The following is a 22321-nucleotide window of genomic DNA, read 5'->3' on the forward strand; positions in this document are numbered from 1 at the left end:
ATTATACAGCAACATACAAAGAAGTTAAGCCTTACGAATAGACGCATCTCTTTCCATCAATTGCCGCAGTTCCCAAATCATTTGAACTTTGGTCTGTTCAATATCGTCAAAGGTGAGGACTTCCCCTTTTTTTATATCCCTTGTGACAACGAGACTAGAATCTGCTAATCCAATGGGAAGCGCATAAGTCTTCTTCGCATCTGACGCATTCATGATCTGACCATAGGAAGTAAACCCACCTAATCCATCTAACCTCTCTCCAGCACGCAAGTCTTTCTTTGCGACGGTGACAGTTTCGGCAACGAGTCCATGATAAGGAACGATGGATTCCTCTTTATCCAAGTACGCTTTTGCAATGGAGATAGGAGTTTCCAAACTCGTTAAGTGATAAGGTCGAAAAAGGACATAATTAGGACCATCGCCCATTTTCAAATATTGCATTTCACGGTGTACTTCTTCCTGTTCGGAAGTAACGATGACAAATACCCCCGGTGCGATGCCATTCACAAATTCTACCGTTTGATAGGAATGCAAGATGCCGCCTTCCTCTTTTTTCCGCAGCACTTTTGTCAATTGATCTACGGTTGCCTCTGGTCCATGCATACCAGGTACATCTGGAAGGAAACCAGTAGCATTTGCTACAGCTGTCATTTCAATCATCGTTTTTGTTCCGTCTTGGAAAGAAGCTAATATTTTAGGATTCATATTTACTTTTAAAGCTTGCTCTCTTGCAGAGTCTGGATTTGCCTCAAGATTTAACGTATTATTTTTCCCCTTGCCCAAAACCAAAGGCTCGAAACCGATCGTTTTGGCAAAATGATATAGCTCCATGATGGCTGCCGGTTCATCACCAGAAGCTCCTGTATAAACGACACCTGCTGCTCGTGCCATCTGGTGAAGAAGCGGCCCCACCGTGACATCTGTTTCTACATTCAGCATCACAATATGCTTTTTCGCCAATATTGATTTCCAAGCAATCTCTGCTCCTAGATTTGGAATCCCTGTTGCATCTACGATCACATCGACTGCTGGCAGCTGCAATACGAGTTGCATATTGGAAGTAACGACAACTTGACCTGCATCTATCGCTCGCTCTGCTTTCTCGATCTCTTCTGTTTGAACGATTTGAGAACTAGCATATCCTGCATTTTCATAAGCATGCACAGCATTTTGTGTCTGGATATCTGCTGTTGCGACGACTTCCATTCCTTTCATTGCTGCGATTTGTGAGATCATACCTCTGCCCATTTGTCCGGCACCAATAAGTCCCACACGAATGAAATTTCCTTCTTGCCCAAGTGCTTCGAGTTTGTGATAAATTGGCATAAGATGACCCCATTTGTTGTAGTTTTAGTCGTGACGTATGAATTGAATCTTCGATCCTATTTGTACACTTGGAACGGGCTTGTCTTCTACGCAGATGGTTCCGGGTAAATCTCCTTGTCCACCATCAAACTTTATCGTGACATGACCTAATTCTTGTATCGTTTTATTGGCTGTATCCCCAACAAATGAAATTTGAAACGATTGACCATCGATCACTAACACATCTTTTGAGGTGATTTCTCCAGCGTTTTTTCGATCTGTATGCAATACAGTAATATCGTGTAGTTCTTCAGGTGCATTTTCGTCAAATAAAATAAGTAATTTTTCCTTTGCAAACTTCGAGACAAGTTCCCCTATTTTGGTTGCTGTTACTTCAAAAAGTACACTCATAAACTCACCTGCCACAGGAATAGTAGGGCTGGAATCATTCACGGAAACCAGCCCATTCTTTTTTAATACAATCCGAAACTACATACATAAGCGATTAATACAGCGACAGGACCGGTAAACTGTCTGGAGAGCAGAACTGCTGGTACACCGACTTCGATGGTTTCTGGTTTTGCTTCTCCCAGCGTCAATCCAACTGGAACAAAATCACAACCTACTTGTGGGTTGATCGCAAATAGCGCTGGCAAAGCAAGTTGTGGAGGGATATTCCCTTTTCCGATCTCCACCCCGATCAGCACCCCTACTACTTGGGCAATAACTGCTCCGGGTCCTAACATCGGAGATAAGATAGGAATCGCACAAATAATCGACAGAATGATCAACCCGAAAATATTTCCTGCTAACGGCGTTACCACATGGGCAATCCAATCACCAATTCCGGTATATGTGATGATCCCAATAATGGTACTGACGAATGCCATGAATGGTAAGATATTGCGAATTACCATATCAATCGTTTCACGTCCAGCTTGATAAAACACCCCGACAACATTTCCCATTGCTCTCCCAATTTTGACTAAGATATTGGTTTTTTGTGGATATATTTCAGCTGCCTTTTTCTTCGCATCTTCTTTGATTTCTTTGGTGCTTCTCGTTTCCACCGTTGTGGACGGAGCAGCATCATCTGTCAAAGTGATATTTTGTCCGGTTACACCAGAGACAAAATTTTGTTCGTTGATAAAGGAAGCCAGAGGTCCTGATGGAGAAACCGGTAAAACATCGATGGTCAGTACCCCCATTTTAGGATATACTCCACAGCGTGCTGTACCTCCACAATCTACGACGACACAAGCCATATTTTCCTTATCTATTGAGTTTCGAAATCCATCTATAGCTTCGGCACCCGTTAATTCGGCAATTTTTTGTGCGATCGGATGTATACCGCCGCCTGTAACGGAAACGATATATTTTTTCTGTTCAGTTGGTTGAATGATCAATTCGGTCCCCCAACCACCTGCTCCCTTACTCACTTTTACTGTTGAATAATTAGCCATTTGGATATACCCCTTTCCATTTTAGGTGGTTGTTTGGGTTGTTTGAGCGGATTGATTTTGACGTTTTAGCATCATATTCGTGATCCATTCCGTTACTAATCCACGGATCAAGATGACAATAATCCCGACTAATAGATAACGAACTGCTAACGGTTCCAAGGAGAGATGCAATGTCGTCAACCCACTGGCAATACCGAGGTAAACAAAAAGTTCAGCTGAATTTGCGTGAGGGAACAATCCAGTTATCGGATGAACAAAAGATACCGCCGCATCATAAAAAGCTGGTTTTTGTTTCTCTGGTAAAAACTTTCCGAAGGAATAACACATTGGATTGGTCAGAAAAAAGACTGCCAAAATAGGGAAAATCGTATAACGTAAAATTGCATATTTGGTTGTTTTCTGAGCGAAACGGTAGATTCGTTCTTCCCCTACAAATTTTATTAAAGCGTTTACAATTACAATCAAACAGATCAAGGTAGGTAAAATTCCTTTTGCTAGCCCCATAAATTGAGCTCCACCAGCTTGAAACATCCCAATAAATCCTTTAGCAAGGTGTACTAAAAAATCCATCTGACCAAACCTCCTCAAGTTGATTTATCTCCTAAACCTTTTTCAATCTGTTATTTCTTGCTGTTGCTCATTCTTTTTGTTCACAATCTGATCTGCTGCCATTTGTATGGCTTTCGTACGATGATCATTGCCAGAAAGAAAAAAGAGTTGTTCGATTTTCTTCCCCTGTAACTCGAGATTAGAGGTAAAGCGAGAAAAGACTGTGACACCTGTTAGTTCTTTTGCATCTACTACCGAACCAGACAAATCCGAGACGAGTATGACGACAGAACCGATACCAAATCGTTTTTTTACAACGCCTACTCCCAGATATCCTGAATCATGATCTGCACTCATCTGGCGGATAGTTTGTCCATAATGTCGGTTTTGGTAATAACTTAAAATCACTTGAAGAATCCATGCACATACGAAAAAGATAATCAGTATTCCCCATTGATCCATAGAATCACCCTTTGCAAATGTTCGGTTCAATTACATTTGTAAATACTATTATACGGGATCTTAGAAGAAATGAAAACGCTTAATTTTTGAACATGACCTAATTTTTATCTTCAAATGATTCGATCAACTGGTTTGCAGTTTCATCATCGGTTATTAGAACATCCACATAGCCGCCTTTTAATGCAGCTAAAATACTATTTGCTTTATAAACTCCGCTTGCTATCCCTACCACTTTGTCTATTTTCTTTAAGTCTTCTAATTCAATGCCAATTCCTCTTTGATTAATAGATACGGCTGCCAGCTCTCCATTTTCCAAGATATATTTTGAACTAATATCGCCGACTACTTTAGCTTGTCTCAGTTCTTCAATGTCTGCATCACTTAAATAACCTATCTCATACATGGTAGAATGTTCATAAGGATTTCCTATACCAACAACTGCCATATCACATTGCTTTCCTTGTTCCAAAACACTAGAAATAAACGGGAGACTGACAAGCCCTTCTTTTTGCTCAGTTGTTGCTACCATTGCAGGTGCATACAATGATTCTGATTGACCATTCACTTTTTTGGCAAACTCATAGGCAATTTGATTCGCATGTAATGCCACTTCTTTTGGACCCATTCCACCTACTAACGGGATGACTTCCACATTCCTCTGCTCAATCGGATACTCCCTCACCATCTCAAATAGAGATTTTCCCCATGACACACCCAACCTTTTAATGGATCTGAGCGATTTACTTACATAGTTAGCTGTCGCCTTCCCCAAAGCTCGTAAAGCCTGTTCTTGGTTCATATTTTCCGTGGAAGTAATAATAACTTCCCTTAAGCCAAACTGCGCCGCAATTTTTTGCTCTCGTTCGATTACATCAAATCCATCATCCAAAATCGTAATCTTCACGATGCCTTCTTCTTTTGCTTGTTGCAGCAATTTCGAAATAATCGGGCGAGATACTCCTATTTTTTTGGCTATTACGGCTTGGGTTAATTCTTCTAGATAATACATTTTGGCAACTTTAATCAGCTTCTTTTTCTCATCATCGTTAATCATGGAAACACCTTCAAATCTATGGAAATGTAATTTGATCTTACCATATCTGCAAGTGACCTGTTTACATCAGATCAATAGATGCGCAGGATTTTCCAGTGTCTCTACCAACTGGGTTAAAAAGGCAGCCGCTGGGGCTCCATCAATCGTCCGGTGATCAAACGAAAGGCTTAGAGCCATCATAGGTCTTAATACAATTTCACCATCTACTCCTACAGGACGGTCTTTTATTTGTCCTACACCTAAAATAGCAGTTTCAGGCAGATTGATAATCGGAGTAAATTGATCCACTCGATACATTCCTAAATTACTTACGGTAAAGGTACCGCCTTGTAATTGATTCGGAAGGAGTTTTCCTTCTCGAGCTGCCCGAGCAATTGTTTTGCTCTGCTCAGTAAGATCTGTCAGCCCCAATTTATCTACTTCTCGAATGACAGGTACAAGTAACCCGTTTGGTTGACTGACTGCTAGTCCTATATCAATTTGCGAGGACAGATGAATTTCATCCTTTACCAAAGTAGCGTTCACCATAGGATGGTCCCGCAATGTCACACCTACTGCTTTGAGAATAATCTCCGTGTAAGAAAGTCTTAATCCCGTTTTCTGTTCAATTGTTGGCAGCAATTGTTGGCGTAGACGCATTGCTTCACTCATGTCCACTTCACTATGCAAGGTTACATGCGGTGCCTCGGAAAAACTTTGTTGCATACGCTCACCAATTACTTTTCGCATACCCGTCACTTTGATTGCTTTTGCAGAAGTAGATGTGGGCACTTTCTCTGTAGATGGATCGTTCATTGGTACATCCGAAGCAGAAACTTGGTTAGCGAGATAGGTTTCGACATCTTTTCGATGAATTCGTCCTTTTGGTCCAGTTCCAGAAATAACAGATAAAGCTATCTCGTGTTCACGTGCAAGTTTTCGTGCAGAAGGAGTTGCGCGTGGTTTATCGCTTTTTGGCTCTATTTTGGTTTCCTTGATCTCAAGAGGCTCTTCTTTCTCTACCATAGATTCCGAAGCCCTTTCAGGCTTTGGACTAGCAGATTCGCCTACTTTTTCACCTTTTTCGCCAATATAAGCAATCACTTGATTGACAGGTACTTCATCCCCTTCTTCATAGAGGATTTTCAACACGGTTCCTGTCTCATAAGCTTCTACTTCTATATTGATCTTATTTGTCATCACTTCTAAAATAATGTCTCCAGCTGTAACAGCTTCTCCTTCTTCTACGAGCCATTTCATGATCGTACCCGTTTCCATTGTCATCCCAAGTTTAGGCATAAACACTTCCTTGGCCATTTTCTACACCTCTTTTCCCCGTTGAAGTGTTCGCTTAACTGCTTCCACAATATCTGAAACTTGAGGTACAGCATGCTTTTCCAGCTCAGGATTATAGGGAATGGGTACTGCTTTTCCTCCTAAGCGTTCAATAGGAGCATCCAAGAAATCAAATGCATCACTTTCCACAATCACACTCGCAATTTCTGCACCAAACCCAGCACGTTTTACTGCCTCATGTACAATGACAACACGTCCAGTCTTGCTAACAGATGCAATAATAGATTCTTCATCTAGAGGAACGAGCGTACGCGGATCAAGCACCTCCACATCGATGCCTTCAGCTTCCAAAGACTTGGCTGCTTCCAACGCTTTATGCACCATCACAGAAGTAGCAATAACGGTGACATCTGTTCCTTCTCTTTTAATCTCAGCTTTTCCTAAAGGAATACGATAAAGACCTTCTGGTACAGGTTCTTTCATTCCATAAAGCAGTTTATGTTCATAGAAGATAACTGGATTATCATCTTCAATCGCCGAAATAAGCAGCCCTTTTGCATCGTAAGCACTCGCAGGTTGAATTACTTTCAATCCGGGAATATGAGCCATCCAAGCTTCTAAGCTTTGAGAGTGTTGTGCAGCAGCTCCTGTACCCGACCCACCAGGTGTTCGTAACACCATGGGAACTTTGCCTTTTCCACCATACATATAACGAATTTTAGCTGCCTGATTGATAATCTGGTCTGTTGCAATCGTGATAAAATCGGAAAACTGCAATTCCAAAATAGGACGCATCCCAGTTAGTGCTGAACCAACTGCCGTACCAGCTATTCCAGACTCGGAAATAGGAGTGTTACGGATTCGTTCTGGTCCAAACTCTTCGATTAAACCACGGGAAACACCAAATGCTCCCCCATATACTCCGATATCCTCCCCCAGCATAAATACATCTTCATCTGTTCTCATTTTTAAGGAAATAGCATCTCTGATTGCTTCCGAAAAGGTCATATCTTTGGTATTCATATTCCTCACCCCTTTAAGCGTATACGTCCAATTCTAGTGTTGATAGGGAAGGAGCTGGACTTTTTTCTGCAAACTCTACTGCATTTTCAATTTGCTTTTTCGCTTGAATTTGAAGCGCTTCCAATTCGTCTTTTGTTGCAAGTTTATCTCTGAGAATACGAGCAGCTAGGAGAGAAATCGGGTCTTTTTCTTTTCTCCAATATTGTTCTTCTTCTTTGGTTCGATATTTTTTTGCATCACTTTTGGAATGTCCTTTCCAGCGATATGTTTTCGCCTCTATCAACGTCGGCCCTTCTCCTGCCTTTGCTCTTTGAACAGCCTCTTGTGTTGCTTCCATCACAGCAAATAAATCGTTACCTTCGATGACTCTTCCTGGGATACCATAACTACTTGCCCGATCTCCAATGTTTTCAATGTTGACCATTTCTTTCACTGGTCCAGACATACCATATTGGTTATTTTCACAGAAAAAAACAACTGGCAGCTTCCAAATAGAAGCAAGATTAAGCGCCTCATGAAAACTTCCTTCATTTGCTGCACCATCTCCAAAAAAACACAATACTACATAGCCTAAATCTTTCATTTTAGACGTCAATGCTGCACCTACAGCAATTGGGATACCTCCACCGACAATCCCATTTGCCCCCAAGTTTCCTTGGTCGACATCTGCGATATGCATAGATCCACCTTTCCCTTTGCAGTACCCTGTTTCTTTGGCGAATAATTCAGCCATCATGCGATTGACATCTGCACCTTTAGCGATGCAATGCCCATGACCCCGGTGTGTACTGGTGATTTTATCTTTGGCGTCTAAAACATAACAAGCTCCTGCTGCTGTCGCTTCTTGTCCCACACATAAGTGAGTTGTGCCATGTATGGCACCGCGAGCAAAAAATTCATCTACTTTTTCATCAAAATAACGGATAAGCCACATCTGATGATATAGCTCAAGGATTTGTTTCGTTGTTAGTGATGCTGGAATCTCAGTTGATATCATCATTTTGCCTCCTACCTCACTTAACAAAAGGTTATTTACATTTGTTCTTTATAGTTACATTTGTAAATATCATATGCCACAGCAGATAGAACGTCAAGTTGCAACTTAAAAATTAAATGATTCTGAGATATTAAATAATAACTACAGAATGATGTATTACCTTTCGTACAGTGACTTAATCATCCTTTTTATGAGTTATTTTCAAAAAAAAGAAAACCCACTCCTTTTTTCAGTGGATTTCCCTATCTATTAAAATAACATTGATTTTCTGTGCCGGATTTGCGTTCCTTTGTCCAGGAGCACAAATCCAGCTTGTGCAGAATCAGGCGGCTTGGCTCCTTTCTTGGTAGTGCTCTTTGCAGGCCTCGTTGCCACAGTAGACAACGTTGTCCCTCTCATTGTAGTAAACATCCTCCCCAAAGGAGTTGTTCACTACATCTACTCGGATGAACCGACAATTGTTTTCGATGGCGCCTTTGAATTCACCTGTCCTTTTCTGCATGCTGATTCTCCCATCTTTCGGGGTTATTTACATTTTATCAGAAAAATTTAGTTTAATAAAATTAGCATATGGAAGATTTACACCGTGAAATAATTTTTTCAAAAAGGTAGACCAAATACAGAAGATCATAATGTTTCAAAAACAATCCTCTCCCTGTTTTATTCTTCAATAGATCCCTTGACTGTAACGTTACGTCATAGTGCATAATTTTATCTAAATCAAATAAGAGGTGAAAAAAGTGAATATAAAAGCATTACGATCAGATAAAATATATCGTAAAGTTTTAGAAGCTCCACAAGAAGAAAAAGTTGAATTATTCAGACAAGAAATGTTTACTCCATTTATGAAAAAATGGGAAATACAACATATCCCTTTTAAAGCTGAGGAGCCCGATGGTTTTGATGTTATTATGTTGAATAATATGACGCACATCACACCTTCTCAGATCACCAATGAGATTTCAACAGAATTAGAATTAATTTCGTCCGATGCCTTTTGGGATGAGTGTGAAGAAGCAGTTAAGAAAAGCTTTCGCTTATTTACAGAACATGGCGTGAATCTCCGTGTATCTGATTATTTATTCACTATTCTATTGGGGAATAAAAATAGCCCTTTCTTGATGATAAATGAGGGATACAGTGGCGATGGGGGTATTCCTGGCTATATTTTTGGTACACTTGTGCCAAATGAATATACCATACCTCGAATGAAGGCAGCTTTAGCTCATGAATGTAATCATAACGTCCGCTATCAATTTATTAAATGGGATCATTTTGCTGTTACATTAGGTGAATTAGTTGTGAGTGAAGGGTTAGCAGAAAACTATGCTACTTCTATTTTTGGAGAGGAGATGCTCGGACCTTGGGTATCGAAAACAGATAGGCAAACTCTTAATAAGCGTATTAAACCTGTGCTCAAGGAAAAATTACAACTAAGAGGCTTTGAGAATTTGTCACCGTATCTTTACGGTGATGAATTAGCAAAACTTCAAAACTTTACACCAGTTAATATGCCTTATAGTGCCGGTTATGCCTGTGGATATTATTTAATCAAATACTATTTAGAAAAAACAGGTAAAACTATTTATGAAGCTACTATTACTCCAGCGAATGTCATATTAGATGAAGTAAAAGGATTTTGGGATGAAGAAACAATTATTAGCAGTTAAAGATATTGTTCAAATTACAGGCATAACAAAAAGAACCTTACATTATTACGATAAGATAAATTTATTGAAGCCAACTCATCTTACGGAAAATGGTTACCGGCTCTATGATAGAAATAGTTTAGCAAAACTACAAACCATTTTATTTTTAAAGGAAATGGATTTTTCCCTTCAAGAGATTAAGGACATTTTGAAACTTTCGAAGAAAGAACAGAAACAATTATTAAAAAAGCATAGCCAAACTTTATTGTTAAAAAAACAACGATTGGAAACAATCATTACTGCATTGGACGAGTATGTATCTGGAAAAGATATCTACAACCTACGTATTTTTCATGATTCATCTATTTTACCATTACAAGAACAGTATGCTCATGAAGCGAAATTCTTCTATGGAGAAACAGAAAAATACAAAGAATTTGAGAGGAGACTGGAAAAACTCTCTCGTAGTGAAAAAGCAAACTTATTCTCTGTATTTGAGCAAAACATGGAAAGTGTATTTAGAAGAATGGCATCCTGTATAAACCAGTCTCCTTCTTCTGATGAAGTACAGCAATTAATTACAGAATGGAAAAGTAATCTAGAACAAGCTATCGTTTGTGACTCTGAGATATTAACATGTATTGCAAATACGTATAAATTTCATAATCGATTCAAAAGTTATATCAATCAATTCAGTGATGAAGACTTAGCCGATTTTTTATACAACGCTATTATGCATCATATCAACCAGAAAAAGGAATAAATCACATACTTTTCTAGCTTGAAAATTTAAACCCATTGAATAGATTTTCCGAACGAAAAAGCCCAATTTCTCCACATTTAAATGGAGAAATTGGGCTTTCTATTAAAACTTTCTTAAAGTTGTATTCGTTTTCCAGACGCTATCCCATCACCTTCTCTATAACGAAAAGGTGGTTTTTTTCCTGCTATACATGTAATCCTTCTTCGATAATTTTTCCTTCCCATACTTCCATCTCTGGTGTAAAGTAGGAAACTCTCGTTTTTTTATACTCTTTGGTCGAATATAGCGTAGCTCGTTGTTTTATACCTGTTTCATCTTCGATCGCTTGCAGTATATCTTCACATTCTTCATGTGTTCTCCCATGTACCATTGTGAAAATGGTATATGGCCAATCCGGATAAGTAGGACGCAAGTAACAATGACTCACTGCTTTGAATGCTGCCATCTCATATCCTATTTCATCTGTCTTTTCTTCTGGTACTGCCCATACACCCATCCCATTAAAACGGAATCCTGCTTTGCGGTGGTTAAGAACAGCGGAAAAACGGCGCATTTGTTTGCGCTCGATCATCTGTTTACCAGCAGAAAGGAGTTCTTCTGTTGTTACCCCAATTTCGTTTGCCCAGTCATCAAATGGACGGGAAACAATTGGTAAATCTTTTTGTAATTGGCGGATCACAGCAATATCAAAATCAGTAATTTCTTTCACTGCATTTTGTCGATCTGCTTCGGTATACTGCGGTTTGGCTTTTGCTTTGGTTGTATCTTCTTTGCCAGTCATGTCTAGCTGTACACCGATTTTATACAATTTTAATGTTGGCATCAGCCTTATGATATCAACACCTGCTAGTCTCCCAAGCAAATCGACGGTTTTTTCTAAACCGAGTTTGCTGTTTGGAGGAACTGCAATCGTAAACCAGAGGTTATAATCATGGTTTCGTTTGTAATTATGGGTAACACCTGGGTGTTGGTTGATTATTTGTGCTGCTTGATCCAAGCGATCTTCTGGAATTTTTGCCGCTACAAGGCTTGATTTATATCCTAGTGTTCGGGTATCAAAAATCGCAGATAACTGACGAATGGAATCCCCTTTTAATTTCTTGGTACGTTCTAATACTTCTGATTCTGGTATTCCAAGTTTATCAGCGATTGCTTGAAAAGGCTGTGGAACGAGCTCTAATCCAGCTTGGAGTATGTTCAGCAGTTCTTGATCAAGATGATCCATGTTTTATATACTCCCTTCTTTTAACCATTTGGCAAAATCTTTGGCATGGTAGGTGAGAATCAATTCTGCTCCCGCTCGTTTAAAGCTAGTCAATGTTTCCTCTACTACTCTCTTTTCATCTATCCAGCCATTGATAGCAGCGGCTTTGACCATCGCGTATTCACCACTGACGTTATACGCAACAACAGGAAGATTGAATTCTTGGTATACCCGATGAATAATGTCTAGATAGGGAAGTCCTGGTTTTACCATCAACATGTCTGCACCTTCAGCAACATCAGAAGCTGCTTCACGCAGTGCTTCTCTTGCATTTGCTGGGTCCATCTGATAAGTGCGGCGATCACCAAATTGTGGAGCACTATGCACCGCATCGCGGAATGGTCCATAGAAGCCAGAAGCATATTTAACAGCATAAGATAAGATCGGAACATCTTCAAATCCGGCCTCATCCAATCCTTTGCGGATCGCAGCTACAAATCCATCCATCATATTGGATGGTGCGATCATATCTGCTCCCGCTTTAGCTTGAGAAACAGCGGTAGCTGCTAGTCGCTCTAGCGAGGCATCATTTACAATTTCTCCATCTTCTACGACACCACAATGCCCATGAGAAGTAAACTGACAGAGACAGGTATCTGCCATCACATATAAATCAGGGAAATTTTCTTTCACTTGGCGAATTGCCTTCTGCACGATACCATGTGCATCATCTGCTGATGATCCACATTCATCTTTATCGTGAGGAACACCAAAGATCATGATCGATACAATTCCAAGTGAAACTAATTCCTCTACTTCTTCATTTAAGCGGTCCAATGAAAAATGAAATACACCAGGCATAGAAGAAATTTCTTCTTTTTTATTTTCCCCTTCTACCACAAAGATCGGATAGATAAAATCTTCAACACGAACATGATTTTCTTTGACCATGTTACGAATTGCTTGATTGCGTCGCAAACGACGATGGCGGTGAAACTGCATAGGAAGTCCTCCCCCAATTATAATGTTTATAATGTTTGTATTGCTTGTACTAAGCCATCGATGGTGTATTCTTTTGCCACTACATCTACTTTAAGGCCAAGGCTCTCTGCTGTTTTCGCTGTAATAGGACCGATACAAGCGATTTTTGTATGTTGCAAAACGGTTTGAATATCCGTTGTGGCAAGGCGGATGGCATGTATGAAATTACGTACCGTAGAAGAACTAGTAAACGTTATGATATGAATCTGCTGCCGCTGAAGCATTTTCACGATGCCATGAGCATTGGTAGCATCTATTTTTGTATCATAAGCATCGACTTCGGTCACATCACAGCCCATTTCACGGAGTCCTTCTGCCAAAACTTCACGTGCGATATCTGCACGTGGCAAAAGGATTTTATCTCTTTCCTTTACAAGCGGGCGCAGACGTTCAACTAGTGACTCAGCTTTATATTCTTCAGGTAAGGATTCTACAAGGAGTCCTTTCTCTTCTAACGCAGCAGCCGTTTTTGGACCTATGGCTGCCAGTCTTGCATTTGTCATTTGACGAATATCTATCTTTTGTTTGCGTATCCGATCAAAGAAGTATTTTACTCCATTTACACTCGTAAAGATCACCCAATTGTAATCGGATATATGATGCAGTGCCTCATTAAAAACATCCCCGTGGTGTGGTTCGACTAACCGAATTACTGGAAATTCAATCGCTTCGCCACCAAGCTCATTTATCATTTCCGCCAGTTCACTGCTTTGACTTCTCGCCCGCGTTATCAATATTCGTTTACCAAACAATGCTTTTTTTTCAAACCATGATAACTTCTCTCTAAGTTTCACTACTTCTCCTACAATAATGATCGCTGGAGAGCTAAACTTTGTTGCCTCTACCTTTTCAACGATGTCAGATAAGGTTCCAACTAATGTCTCCTGTTCAATTCTCGTTCCCCAGCGAACCAGAGCGATTGGTGTTTGTGCATCACGTCCATATTTCGTGAGTTGTTTCACAATAAAAGATAAATTCGAGACACCCATCAAAAAAATAAGCGTCTCTGTTGCAGTAGCCAGCTTTTCCCAGTTGATAGATGACTCGGTCTTCTCAGGCCGTTCATGACCCGTAATAATAGAAAAGGAGGAGTTAAAATCACGGTGCGTAACTGGGATACCTGCATATGCTGGCACTGCTACAGCTGAAGTAATCCCTGGGACAACTTCAAAAGGAATTCCTGCATCAACTAAAGTCTCTGCCTCTTCTCCTCCACGACCAAAAATAAAAGGGTCTCCCCCTTTCAATCGAGTAACAATAAGGCCTGCTTTTGCTTTTTCAACTAATAGCTGATTGATTTCTTCCTGGGTTAAAGTATGGCGGTCTGGCAACTTTCCTACATAAATTCGCTCTGCTTCCGGACGGGCATTTTGCAACAGTTGCGGGCTGGCCAAACGGTCATATACAATTACATCAGCTTTTGCGATCGCTTCTTTGCCTTTAACCGTGATCAACTTTGGATCTCCAGGACCCGCACCTACTAAATAAACCATAGCACTCATCTATAAGCACTCCTCTATACCGCGGCCAAAATCTCTTTTGCACCTTGTTCCATTAACTTTTTAGCTAGTTGTTTCCCAACTTCAATCGGATTTGTACCAATTTCTATCCCTTTAATAATAGGTTTACCTGTTGGAGAAGCAACCAATCCTGTTAGGTGAACCTTATCTTCTTTCCAAATACCATATCCTGCCACAGGGAGATGACAGCTCCCTTCTATCGCTTGTAAAAAAGCACGTTCAGCTTTCACAGCATTTCCAGATGCTTCATCATGAATTCCTTGAAGCAATGTTAACATCTCTTGATCTTCCTCACGGCATTCGATCGCCAATGCTCCTTGTCCTACACAAGGCAGCATGGTAGTAATGGATAAATACTCACTGATTTCATCGCATAAATTTATTCTCTTTAATCCAGCTACCGCAAGAATAATAGCATCAAATTTTCCATCGCGCAATTTGGCGATTCGTGTTTCCACGTTACCGCGGATCGGTTCTACAACTAAGTCAGGCCGGATGGATAAGACTTGTGCTTGCCGACGAAGACCACTTGTCCCAACAACAGAACCTGTTGGAAGCTCTTCTAAAGTAAGCCCATCGCGCGACAGCAAACAATCTCGTGCATCTTCCCGAATAGGAACTGACCCAATAACCAATCCTTTTGGCAATTCGGTAGGCATGTCTTTTAAACTATGTACTGCTAAATCAATTTGTTTATCTAAGAGGGCTTGTTCGATTTCTTTGAGAAATAATCCTTTTCCTCCAATTTTTGAAAGCGTGACATCTAATACTTTATCGCCTTTGGTTATGATTTTTTCCAATTCAATGGAGAGTTCTGGCTTATGTTCGAGCAATTTTGTACGCACCCAATTGGATTGAGTAATAGCCAAATGGCTTTTTCTGGTTCCTATTATTAATTCCCGCATTTCGCTTCTCCTCTCATATGAATTTGTGCGTCTATCCAATCCAGCATCTCCGATCTTGCAGCATGAGGACGCAAACGACATACTTCAATCCATCTATCGTTTACTAGTTCTTTCATTAATCGATAACGTGTTTGCGAATCATCAATCTCCCACTGCAATTTTGATCGAATTTCTTGCGTTATTTCTAATAATAATGCATATTCATCACCAAATTGAGATTCTAAATCATGTCTTATTTGCTTTGCTAAAGAGGGACTAGCACCTTCCGTTGAAACTGATATGGTCAGTTTTCCTCGTTTGAATACAGATGGAACAGTAAAATTACAAAGAGAAGGCTGATCGACGACATTGATCCATTGGTTACGCTTCTGTGCATCTTCATAGATTTGCAGATTGACCAAGGCTTGGTTAGTGGCTGCAATAACAAAAAAGCAATCATCACCATCCGAAGATTGATACTCCCGCAATTGCAACAGAATTTTTTTTTGCTTGGTGAGCCTTCGAATTTCATCTGTAATGGTAGGACTGACCACCATAATGCTAGCACCTGTTGGTAGCAAAGACTGGATTTTCCGTTCTGCGACTCTGCCGCCGCCGACCACTAATACGTTTTTCTCTTGTAGATCAACCATCATCGGGTAAGAATGTGCCATGAAGTACCCCTCTTTTTATGAAATCCAGTGATGAAAAGAAAAGTAAACCTTTGACAAAAAATAATTGCTAATTACGAAAATCATGGAAATGAGTACCCACCATGCAACTTTCTGTGTTGCTATCCATCTTCTCCAAGCCATGCCAAAAAGAACCGCATAAAGAAAAAATAGAAACAGAGAACCAATAACTTTTATATCCATCCAGTGAAGTTGTCCATAAACTTGGTATGCCCATATTGTACCTAAAATCAGGGATACCAACAAAAGCATTACTCCCACTCCAACAAACCAAAGCATAAACTGCTCCAACCGGTCAAGGCTTGGCAATCTACGCATAAGTAAATTCCATTTTTTTTGTTTCAACAATCGTCTGCTGATCAAGTACAACATAGCACAGATTCCAGCTAGAGAAAATGTTGCATATGCACTGACGGCTAAGGTAATATGCACAAACGTCAATTCTGAAATCACCCCAGGAGGTGCTGTCAGTGCTACTTCTTTTGATACAAACAAATGAATGGTTAGCACCGTAATTCCTATCAAGCCTGCACAAAATACAAACAAGTCGAGTTGAAATACAAGGGAAATACATAAGGTGATCGTGATTAAAGCCCATGTATATAACATTAGCGGCTCCAAATGTCCATATATATTCCCTTTGGCCCAAAACCGAAGAACGATATCCATCGTTAGGGTGAGCCATACAACAATAAGCAAGGAACTCGATAGTATCCTTGCTTGTCGGTTGGGACGGAGCAGGGTTGCATAAGAAAAAAGCAAACTTAAAACATATGCATAAAGGACAAAATCAAAAACCCATCGCTCGGTAAACATAACAAATCCCCTAGTTCATCGGAAGTGGTAAACCGTTTGGCATCACGTTCTTTACTTCTTGGTCTTTTGGCTCATCTTCGACTTCAAGTGCAAATAAATGCTGAAATAATCGTAATGCTACTTCTTTTTCCTCTGTACTAGCTAATTCTTTCATGCGCATAATCGGGTCATGCATCATTTGGCTCACAATACTTTTTGTCTGTTTATTGATCACTCGTCTTTGTTGTTCAGTAAGATCAGGTAATTTTCGCTCGATCTTTGTCATCGCATCAGCTTGAATCTGCAATGATTTACTGCGCAATGCACGAATAACAGGAACTACCCCAAGAGTGTCTAACCATTCTTGGAAGGATGCTCGTTCCTCTTTTATCCATGCTTCCACGCGGATCGCTTCTTGCTCACGCAGTCCTACATTTGCAGCCACAATTTCTTCGAGGTCATCCAAATTATAAAGAAATGCATTATCCAGTTCATTAACAGCTGGATCAATATCTCTTGGTACTGCAATATCAATAAAAAATAAAGGTTTCTTACGATTTACTAATGTCGCTTGTACCATTTCACGAGTGATGACAAACTGTTTTGCTCCTGTGGAACTCACTACGACATCAGCTTCCTGCAATGCCCGAGAAAGGTCTTCCCATCGATAAGCAGTCCCCTGAAATACGGCAGCTAATTGTTGTGCTTTGGTAAAAGTTCGATTGGCAACAATCACATTTTTTACTCCAGAAGCACCAAAATGTTTTGCGGTTAGTTCACTCATCTTCCCAGCTCCAACCAATAAAATGGTTTTCTTAGCAAAGGAAGTAAACAGTTTTTTCCCTAATTCCACTGCTGCATAACTCACGGAAACTGCATTTTGACCGATTTCCGTTTGTGTATGTGCTTTCTTGCCTAGTGAGATCGCTTGTTTAAATAAATGATTGAAAAGAGTGCCAGTCGTACCTGCTTGTAGAGCCGCCTGGAAAGCTTGTTTGACTTGACCTAAAATTTGTGTCTCTCCAATAACCAAAGACTCCAAACCACAGACTACGCGAAACAAATGCCTGACTGCTTCCATATTAGTCTTCACATACAAATGGGGAACGAATTCCTCTCGTGAGACACGAAACCAGCTCTCGAGAAAAGCTTTGGCATAATACTCCCCAGTGTGAAGCTGGTCAGCTACAATGTATAACTCTGTCCGATTACAGGTGCTCACAATCACACACTCCAACATACTTTTCATATCTCGAAGGGATCGAAGAGCAATGGCAATTCGATCGAGATCAAAAGAAAACTTCTCCCGAAGCTCAACCGGAGCAGTCTGATGACTGAGACCAACAACAAGGGTATGCATCTTTTCTCACCTCAATTCTTTAGAATGAACATAGAACCGCACATAAAACCATTCACATTATAACACAAACTTTACCAAACTCCATCTTCAACTGTGAACACCTCATGAAGCATCTGTGATATGATGAAAAGAAACTTTCATAATTGTTTTTTCTTAAGGGGCGACTTACACATGCAGAACCGTGTGATTGGTTTTTTTCTCGTGTTAATGGGTGTTATACTATTGATCGTAGAGGCTAACTGGGCGAAATTAACTTCATTCCTCAGCTGGTCTTTTTTGCTATTTGTAGTGGGTATATTCCTTATTTTCTTTTCTTTTGTCCAAAAACAAAGTCATTTGACATTACTCGGCGGCATTTTTGCGACGATCGGAATAACCGTATGGGGATTCCAATATGTTGCTGCATGGCCCAGACATTGGAGTATTATCGTCATTATGATTGGGGCAACATTGATGTTACAATATATCTTGAATCAGAATAACATAACTTTAGTCATTGGTATCGTCTTATTGTTAAGTGGTGTATTTGCTTGGCCGGGATTAAAAGATATTACTTATTTAGCTCCAATCGCCACTTTTACAAATGTATATTGGCCCATTTTCATTGTTGGGCTTGGAGCAATCTTTATCGTAAAAAAATAGGAGGAGTACAATGGGAATTAAGTCTATGGGAGAAATAAACAAAATGAAACGAGCAGGTCAACTACTCGCCTCTTGCCATCGGGAAATTTCCAAACGCATTGTCCCAGGCATCACGACTTGGGAGATCGACCAATTTGTCGAAGATTACTTGGAACAACATGGCGCTACTCCTGAACAAAAAGGATACTTAGGCTTCCCATATGCTACTTGTGCCTCTATCAATCATGAAGTATGTCATGGATTTCCTCGCAAAGAAACGCTTCAAAATGGCGACATTGTTACCATTGATATGGTGGTAAACGTGGATGGATGGTTAGCAGATTCTGCTTGGAGCTATGCAGTAGGTGAAGTGAGTGAGGAAGCAGATCGATTACTTCGATTAACGAAAGAATCATTGTATAAAGGGATTGAACAGGCTCAGATCGGAAACCGAATTGGAGATATTTCCCATGCGATCCAATCATTTGCAGAATCCAATAGACTTTCCGTCGTACGGCCCTTTATCGGACATGGAATCGGCAAACGCATGCATGAGCCACCAGAAGTCCCACACTACGGAACCCCGCACACCGGTCCACTCATTACAGAAGGCATGGTTTTCACCATAGAACCGATGCTGAACCTAGGGAAACATCATGTCCGCGTACTAGGAGATGGATGGACAGCAGTGACGGTGGATGAGAGCTTATCTGCTCAATATGAACATACATTGGCTATCACCAAAGATGGTCCCATTATTTTAACAGAACAATAATAAAAACTTGTGCCGTCGATCAATTTGGCACAAGTTTTTTATTAACTTGCTACATCACGACTTGAAAATGTAATCCAAGTCGCAGCAATAAATAAAACGAAATATACACCGAGCACACATAAGGCAAAAGACAAGGTATTCATCGCTGAGATACCACCATCAAAAGAAGCATACTTGGTTAAGTTTAATTGGGTAAAGAATAAATATTTGGACCATGGCTTGGTTTGTAACACAAAAGCAAGTACAGAGCTCATAAGATAGAGAAATAAGGAAATACCTAGAGCCAACGATCGATTATAAGAAGTAACTGCGATAAAATAGGTAAGAGTAATCATAAATAATGATTCAATAAAAGACAGCCCTGAAATTTTAGCTAAAGTAGTTATGGCTTCATTTGGAAACGAAACGTCTGGATATAGAAGATAACCAAACAGAACGGTCAGTAAAAAATAAATAAGAGTCATTCCCAAAGCATACATCACAACTAGTGTATATTTGGACCACAGTATCTTTACACGGGTGACAGGACGAATGAGGAGTAGTTTAATCGTACCAGACGAAAATTCCGCTGCCATAATACTTGACGCCCAAATAATCGATAGTGCAGTGATAACCATGAGCGGAGAATCGGAGCTGCTCAAAAAATAGGAGAACTGATCTTCGACTGATGCGTTAGGCAGATCAGCTGGTGTCATCGCCACATTAAATAAGATGACGAGAAAAAAGAAGCCGACCATCACCCAATTGCTCACACGGCTAAACATTTTCATGTTTTCATTTTGAATGAGACGAATAAATTTAATCAACCGATTTCCCCCCTGTGATCTCCAAAAACTCATCTTCTAGTGATTTTACTCTTGTCTCTATCGCAAATATCTGGATATTCGCTGCCACCAACTTTTGTACTAGAACTGGAACGGCATCGTGATCAATCTCCACTTCAAAACCGCCAACAACAGTTTGATAGGTAGAATCCAACAAGGGAATAGCTTGATCCACAGGAGAAACTTCAAACCGAACAATCTGTCGTTCAGATGATTTTTCTTGTTTTACATGTATTTGTTTTTCTCCAATTAATTTTCCTGATTGTATGATGAGTGTACGATCACACATCAATTCAATTTCGGACAACAAATGGCTGGAAACAAGTACACAAACTCCCTCTTGATCTGCGACCTGCCGCAAATAGTCTCGAAATTCACGTATCCCCGCAGGGTCAAGCCCGTTTGTCGGCTCATCCAATATGAGCAGTCTCGGTTTATGTAAAAGGGCTTGTGCTAGTCCTAAACGCTGGCGCATACCTAAAGAATATGTTTTTACTTTCTGTTCAATTCTACTTTGTAAGCCTACTAGCTCGATGACTTCTTCTATTCTCTCTTCTGTAACTCCATCTACCATTCTTGCATAGTGCACCAAATTATTGTAACCAGACATATATTTATATAGCTCTGGATTTTCTACAATCGCTCCCACATGACGGATTGCTTTTTCAAACTCTCGGTCAATATCAATCCCTTCGATCAATATTTTCCCTGATGTCGGAGTCATCAACCCTACTATCATACGGATGGTAGTTGTTTTTCCTGCTCCATTTGGACCCAAAAAACCAACTACTTCTCCTGGATATAATTCAAATGACAGCTGATCAATGATCATTTTATTTCCAATTACTTTTGAAATATTTTCTAATTGCACAACAGGTTGCTTTGTCATCCAAAAACCCCTCTGTCCCCTTTTTTACATCCTATTAAAAATGGGCTCCAAATGGAACCCTCTTTATGTCCTAGACACATGCTTATATCATCATCTACTAGTATTTAGAGCTACTTTTAAACGATGGCGTTGTATCCCTAATTCAATCAGTTCCGTAATAAGGTCTGTATAGGCTAAACCAGATTCCTCCCACATTTTCGGATACATACTATATGCAGTAAAACCTGGCATCGTGTTGATTTCATTAATATAAATTTGACCGCTATTTTTATGAACGAAAAAGTCTACTCGGGCCAGCCCACTTCCGTTTATTGCCTGATATGCGGTAATTGCCATTTCTTTTATTTGTTCCAATGTAGACTCAGGTAAGACAGCAGGTATCTGCATCTGTGAAGTACCACTTATGTATTTGGCTTCATAGTCATAATAGTCATTGGAAGAAATGATTTCACCCGGATTGGATGCTTTTGGATTCTCATTTCCCAATATTGCTACTTCAATTTCACGTGCTGGAACAAATTCTTCAATCACGATTTTCCGATCATACTCTCGAGCAGTAGAGATCGCAATCTCCAAAGAATCTCTATTCTCGGCTTTGGAAATACCAACACTTGAGCCTAAATTTGCTGGTTTCACAAAACATGGATACCCTAGCAGCTGTTCCACTTTTTGAATAATTGCTTCGGATGACTCAGAAAATTGGGCTACGAGATATTTCGCTTGTACTAAACCTGCATCTTTGAAGAGCACTTTGCTGATTGCTTTATCCATCCCAGTTGCGGATGCAAGTACCCCTGCTCCGGCATAAGGGAAATTTAACATCTCAAGCATTCCTTGTATCGTGCCATCTTCTCCAAAAGTTCCATGTAATACTGGAAATACAACATCAGCTAATTCAAAAGTTACGGATGGAAAAGTGTTACCTCGATAACTTTCTACACCTGGTAGTTCCAGCCTTAATTGGTCCAAAAACACTGTATCTAAATGGTTACTCAAATAAGTAGATACTTCTTCTCCAGTAAGCCATTCACCAGTTTGACTGATACCTACTAGTAATGGTACATATTTGGATCGATCAAGCGCTTGGAGCACAGAAGAAGCAGACAATAGACTCACGTCATGTTCCCCAGATTTGCCCCCAAAAACAATTGCCACACATTTTTTTTTGCTCATGAT

At 40.1% G+C, this 22321-nt stretch carries 24 protein-coding genes; 4 read left to right on the top strand and 20 right to left on the bottom strand.

Going from position 1 to position 22321, the window contains the following annotated elements:
• Nucleotides 1-24 precede the first annotated feature (24 nt).
• The 10 genes from AC5WOF_RS06795 to AC5WOF_RS06840 all read right to left on the bottom strand — a co-directional run bounded on the left by AC5WOF_RS06795 (nucleotide 25) and on the right by AC5WOF_RS06840 (nucleotide 8539).
• The gene (locus AC5WOF_RS06795; RefSeq protein WP_496049187.1) at nucleotides 25-1326 is read right to left on the bottom strand and encodes an NAD(P)H-dependent oxidoreductase; all 1302 of its coding nucleotides are present in this window, start codon (nucleotides 1324-1326) and stop codon (nucleotides 25-27) included.
• A 24-nt stretch (nucleotides 1327-1350) separates the two neighbouring features.
• Nucleotides 1351-1758 (bottom strand): PTS glucitol/sorbitol transporter subunit IIA, encoded by a 408-nt coding sequence (locus AC5WOF_RS06800; RefSeq protein ID WP_496049188.1) that lies wholly within the window; start codon nucleotides 1756-1758, stop codon nucleotides 1351-1353.
• Nucleotides 1759-1778: 20 nt separating this feature from the next.
• Nucleotides 1779-2768, bottom strand: coding sequence for a PTS glucitol/sorbitol transporter subunit IIB (gene srlE / locus AC5WOF_RS06805; protein WP_496049189.1), 990 nt, complete (start codon nucleotides 2766-2768; stop codon nucleotides 1779-1781).
• A 21-nt stretch (nucleotides 2769-2789) separates the two neighbouring features.
• Nucleotides 2790-3338: a PTS glucitol/sorbitol transporter subunit IIC gene (gene srlA, locus AC5WOF_RS06810; RefSeq protein WP_496049190.1), complete on the bottom strand. Its 549-nt coding sequence runs from the start codon at nucleotides 3336-3338 to the stop codon at nucleotides 2790-2792.
• A 42-nt stretch (nucleotides 3339-3380) separates the two neighbouring features.
• Entirely contained in the window at nucleotides 3381-3779 is a 399-nt protein-coding gene (locus AC5WOF_RS06815) for a transcriptional regulator GutM (protein WP_496049191.1), read from the bottom strand.
• 97 nt (nucleotides 3780-3876) lie between these two features.
• Nucleotides 3877-4833 carry a sugar-binding transcriptional regulator gene (locus AC5WOF_RS06820; protein ID WP_496049192.1) on the bottom strand — a complete coding sequence of 319 codons (957 nt, stop codon included), beginning with the start codon at nucleotides 4831-4833 and terminating at the stop codon, nucleotides 3877-3879.
• Between the two features lie 66 nt (nucleotides 4834-4899).
• The gene (locus tag AC5WOF_RS06825) at nucleotides 4900-6129 is read right to left on the bottom strand and encodes a dihydrolipoamide acetyltransferase family protein (RefSeq protein ID WP_496049193.1); all 1230 of its coding nucleotides are present in this window, start codon (nucleotides 6127-6129) and stop codon (nucleotides 4900-4902) included.
• A gap of 3 nt (nucleotides 6130-6132) precedes the next feature.
• On the bottom strand, nucleotides 6133-7131 hold the full coding sequence (locus tag AC5WOF_RS06830; RefSeq protein ID WP_496049194.1) for an alpha-ketoacid dehydrogenase subunit beta: 999 nt from the start codon (nucleotides 7129-7131) through the stop codon (nucleotides 6133-6135).
• A gap of 13 nt (nucleotides 7132-7144) precedes the next feature.
• Nucleotides 7145-8131 carry a thiamine pyrophosphate-dependent dehydrogenase E1 component subunit alpha gene (locus tag AC5WOF_RS06835; RefSeq protein WP_496049195.1) on the bottom strand — a complete coding sequence of 329 codons (987 nt, stop codon included), beginning with the start codon at nucleotides 8129-8131 and terminating at the stop codon, nucleotides 7145-7147.
• 246 nt (nucleotides 8132-8377) lie between these two features.
• Complete coding sequence (locus AC5WOF_RS06840; protein ID WP_496049196.1) at nucleotides 8378-8539, bottom strand: hypothetical protein; 162 nt, start codon at nucleotides 8537-8539, stop codon at nucleotides 8378-8380.
• Between the two features lie 329 nt (nucleotides 8540-8868).
• On the opposite strand from AC5WOF_RS06840, the gene AC5WOF_RS06845 reads away from it, so the two are divergent.
• Nucleotides 8869-9798 (top strand): DUF2268 domain-containing putative Zn-dependent protease, encoded by a 930-nt coding sequence (locus AC5WOF_RS06845; RefSeq protein WP_496049197.1) that lies wholly within the window; start codon nucleotides 8869-8871, stop codon nucleotides 9796-9798.
• Nucleotides 9773-10540 (top strand): MerR family transcriptional regulator, encoded by a 768-nt coding sequence (locus AC5WOF_RS06850; RefSeq protein WP_496049198.1) that lies wholly within the window; start codon nucleotides 9773-9775, stop codon nucleotides 10538-10540. The genes AC5WOF_RS06845 and AC5WOF_RS06850 overlap by 26 nt, the downstream gene beginning before the upstream one ends.
• A 184-nt stretch (nucleotides 10541-10724) precedes the next feature.
• Here the strand turns inward: AC5WOF_RS06850 and ahbA are convergent, their stop codons facing one another.
• Genes ahbA through hemA form a run of 7 tightly spaced genes read right to left on the bottom strand, consistent with a single transcriptional unit; the run spans nucleotide 10725 to nucleotide 18036 of the window.
• Complete coding sequence (ahbA, locus tag AC5WOF_RS06855) at nucleotides 10725-11765, bottom strand: siroheme decarboxylase subunit alpha (protein ID WP_496049199.1); 1041 nt, start codon at nucleotides 11763-11765, stop codon at nucleotides 10725-10727.
• 3 nt (nucleotides 11766-11768) lie between these two features.
• Entirely contained in the window at nucleotides 11769-12746 is a 978-nt protein-coding gene (gene hemB / locus AC5WOF_RS06860; protein ID WP_496049200.1) for a porphobilinogen synthase, read from the bottom strand.
• Nucleotides 12747-12772: 26 nt separating this feature from the next.
• A complete protein-coding gene (gene cobA / locus AC5WOF_RS06865; protein ID WP_496049201.1) occupies nucleotides 12773-14287 on the bottom strand; it encodes a uroporphyrinogen-III C-methyltransferase in 1515 nt (504 codons plus the stop codon).
• Between the two features lie 14 nt (nucleotides 14288-14301).
• Nucleotides 14302-15210, bottom strand: coding sequence for a hydroxymethylbilane synthase (hemC, locus tag AC5WOF_RS06870; protein ID WP_496049202.1), 909 nt, complete (start codon nucleotides 15208-15210; stop codon nucleotides 14302-14304).
• Complete coding sequence (locus tag AC5WOF_RS06875; protein WP_496049203.1) at nucleotides 15198-15863, bottom strand: precorrin-2 dehydrogenase/sirohydrochlorin ferrochelatase family protein; 666 nt, start codon at nucleotides 15861-15863, stop codon at nucleotides 15198-15200. Before AC5WOF_RS06875 ends, hemC begins: the two co-directional genes overlap by 13 nt.
• A gap of 15 nt (nucleotides 15864-15878) precedes the next feature.
• Nucleotides 15879-16697 carry a cytochrome C assembly family protein gene (locus AC5WOF_RS06880; protein ID WP_496049204.1) on the bottom strand — a complete coding sequence of 273 codons (819 nt, stop codon included), beginning with the start codon at nucleotides 16695-16697 and terminating at the stop codon, nucleotides 15879-15881.
• Between the two features lie 10 nt (nucleotides 16698-16707).
• A complete protein-coding gene (gene hemA, locus AC5WOF_RS06885; RefSeq protein WP_496049205.1) occupies nucleotides 16708-18036 on the bottom strand; it encodes a glutamyl-tRNA reductase in 1329 nt (442 codons plus the stop codon).
• 171 nt (nucleotides 18037-18207) lie between these two features.
• Between hemA and AC5WOF_RS06890 the strand changes: the two genes are divergently transcribed.
• Together AC5WOF_RS06890 and map are read left to right on the top strand one after the other, a co-directional pair.
• Nucleotides 18208-18678: a hypothetical protein gene (locus AC5WOF_RS06890; RefSeq protein ID WP_496049206.1), complete on the top strand. Its 471-nt coding sequence runs from the start codon at nucleotides 18208-18210 to the stop codon at nucleotides 18676-18678.
• A 10-nt stretch (nucleotides 18679-18688) separates the two neighbouring features.
• On the top strand, nucleotides 18689-19432 hold the full coding sequence (map, locus tag AC5WOF_RS06895; protein WP_496049207.1) for a type I methionyl aminopeptidase: 744 nt from the start codon (nucleotides 18689-18691) through the stop codon (nucleotides 19430-19432).
• 41 nt (nucleotides 19433-19473) lie between these two features.
• On the opposite strand, the gene AC5WOF_RS06900 is transcribed toward map, so the two are convergent.
• The 3 genes from AC5WOF_RS06900 to AC5WOF_RS06910 form a co-directional block, all read right to left on the bottom strand.
• Nucleotides 19474-20238, bottom strand: coding sequence for a DUF2705 family protein (locus tag AC5WOF_RS06900; protein WP_496049208.1), 765 nt, complete (start codon nucleotides 20236-20238; stop codon nucleotides 19474-19476).
• On the bottom strand, nucleotides 20231-21145 hold the full coding sequence (locus tag AC5WOF_RS06905) for an ABC transporter ATP-binding protein (RefSeq protein WP_496049209.1): 915 nt from the start codon (nucleotides 21143-21145) through the stop codon (nucleotides 20231-20233). The genes AC5WOF_RS06900 and AC5WOF_RS06905 overlap by 8 nt, the downstream gene beginning before the upstream one ends.
• Before the next feature lie 90 nt (nucleotides 21146-21235).
• Nucleotides 21236-22318 (bottom strand): D-alanine--D-alanine ligase family protein, encoded by a 1083-nt coding sequence (locus tag AC5WOF_RS06910; RefSeq protein WP_496049210.1) that lies wholly within the window; start codon nucleotides 22316-22318, stop codon nucleotides 21236-21238.
• Nucleotides 22319-22321: the final 3 nt, after the last annotated feature.

This window comes from Shimazuella sp. NTD250 (assembly GCF_059510375.1).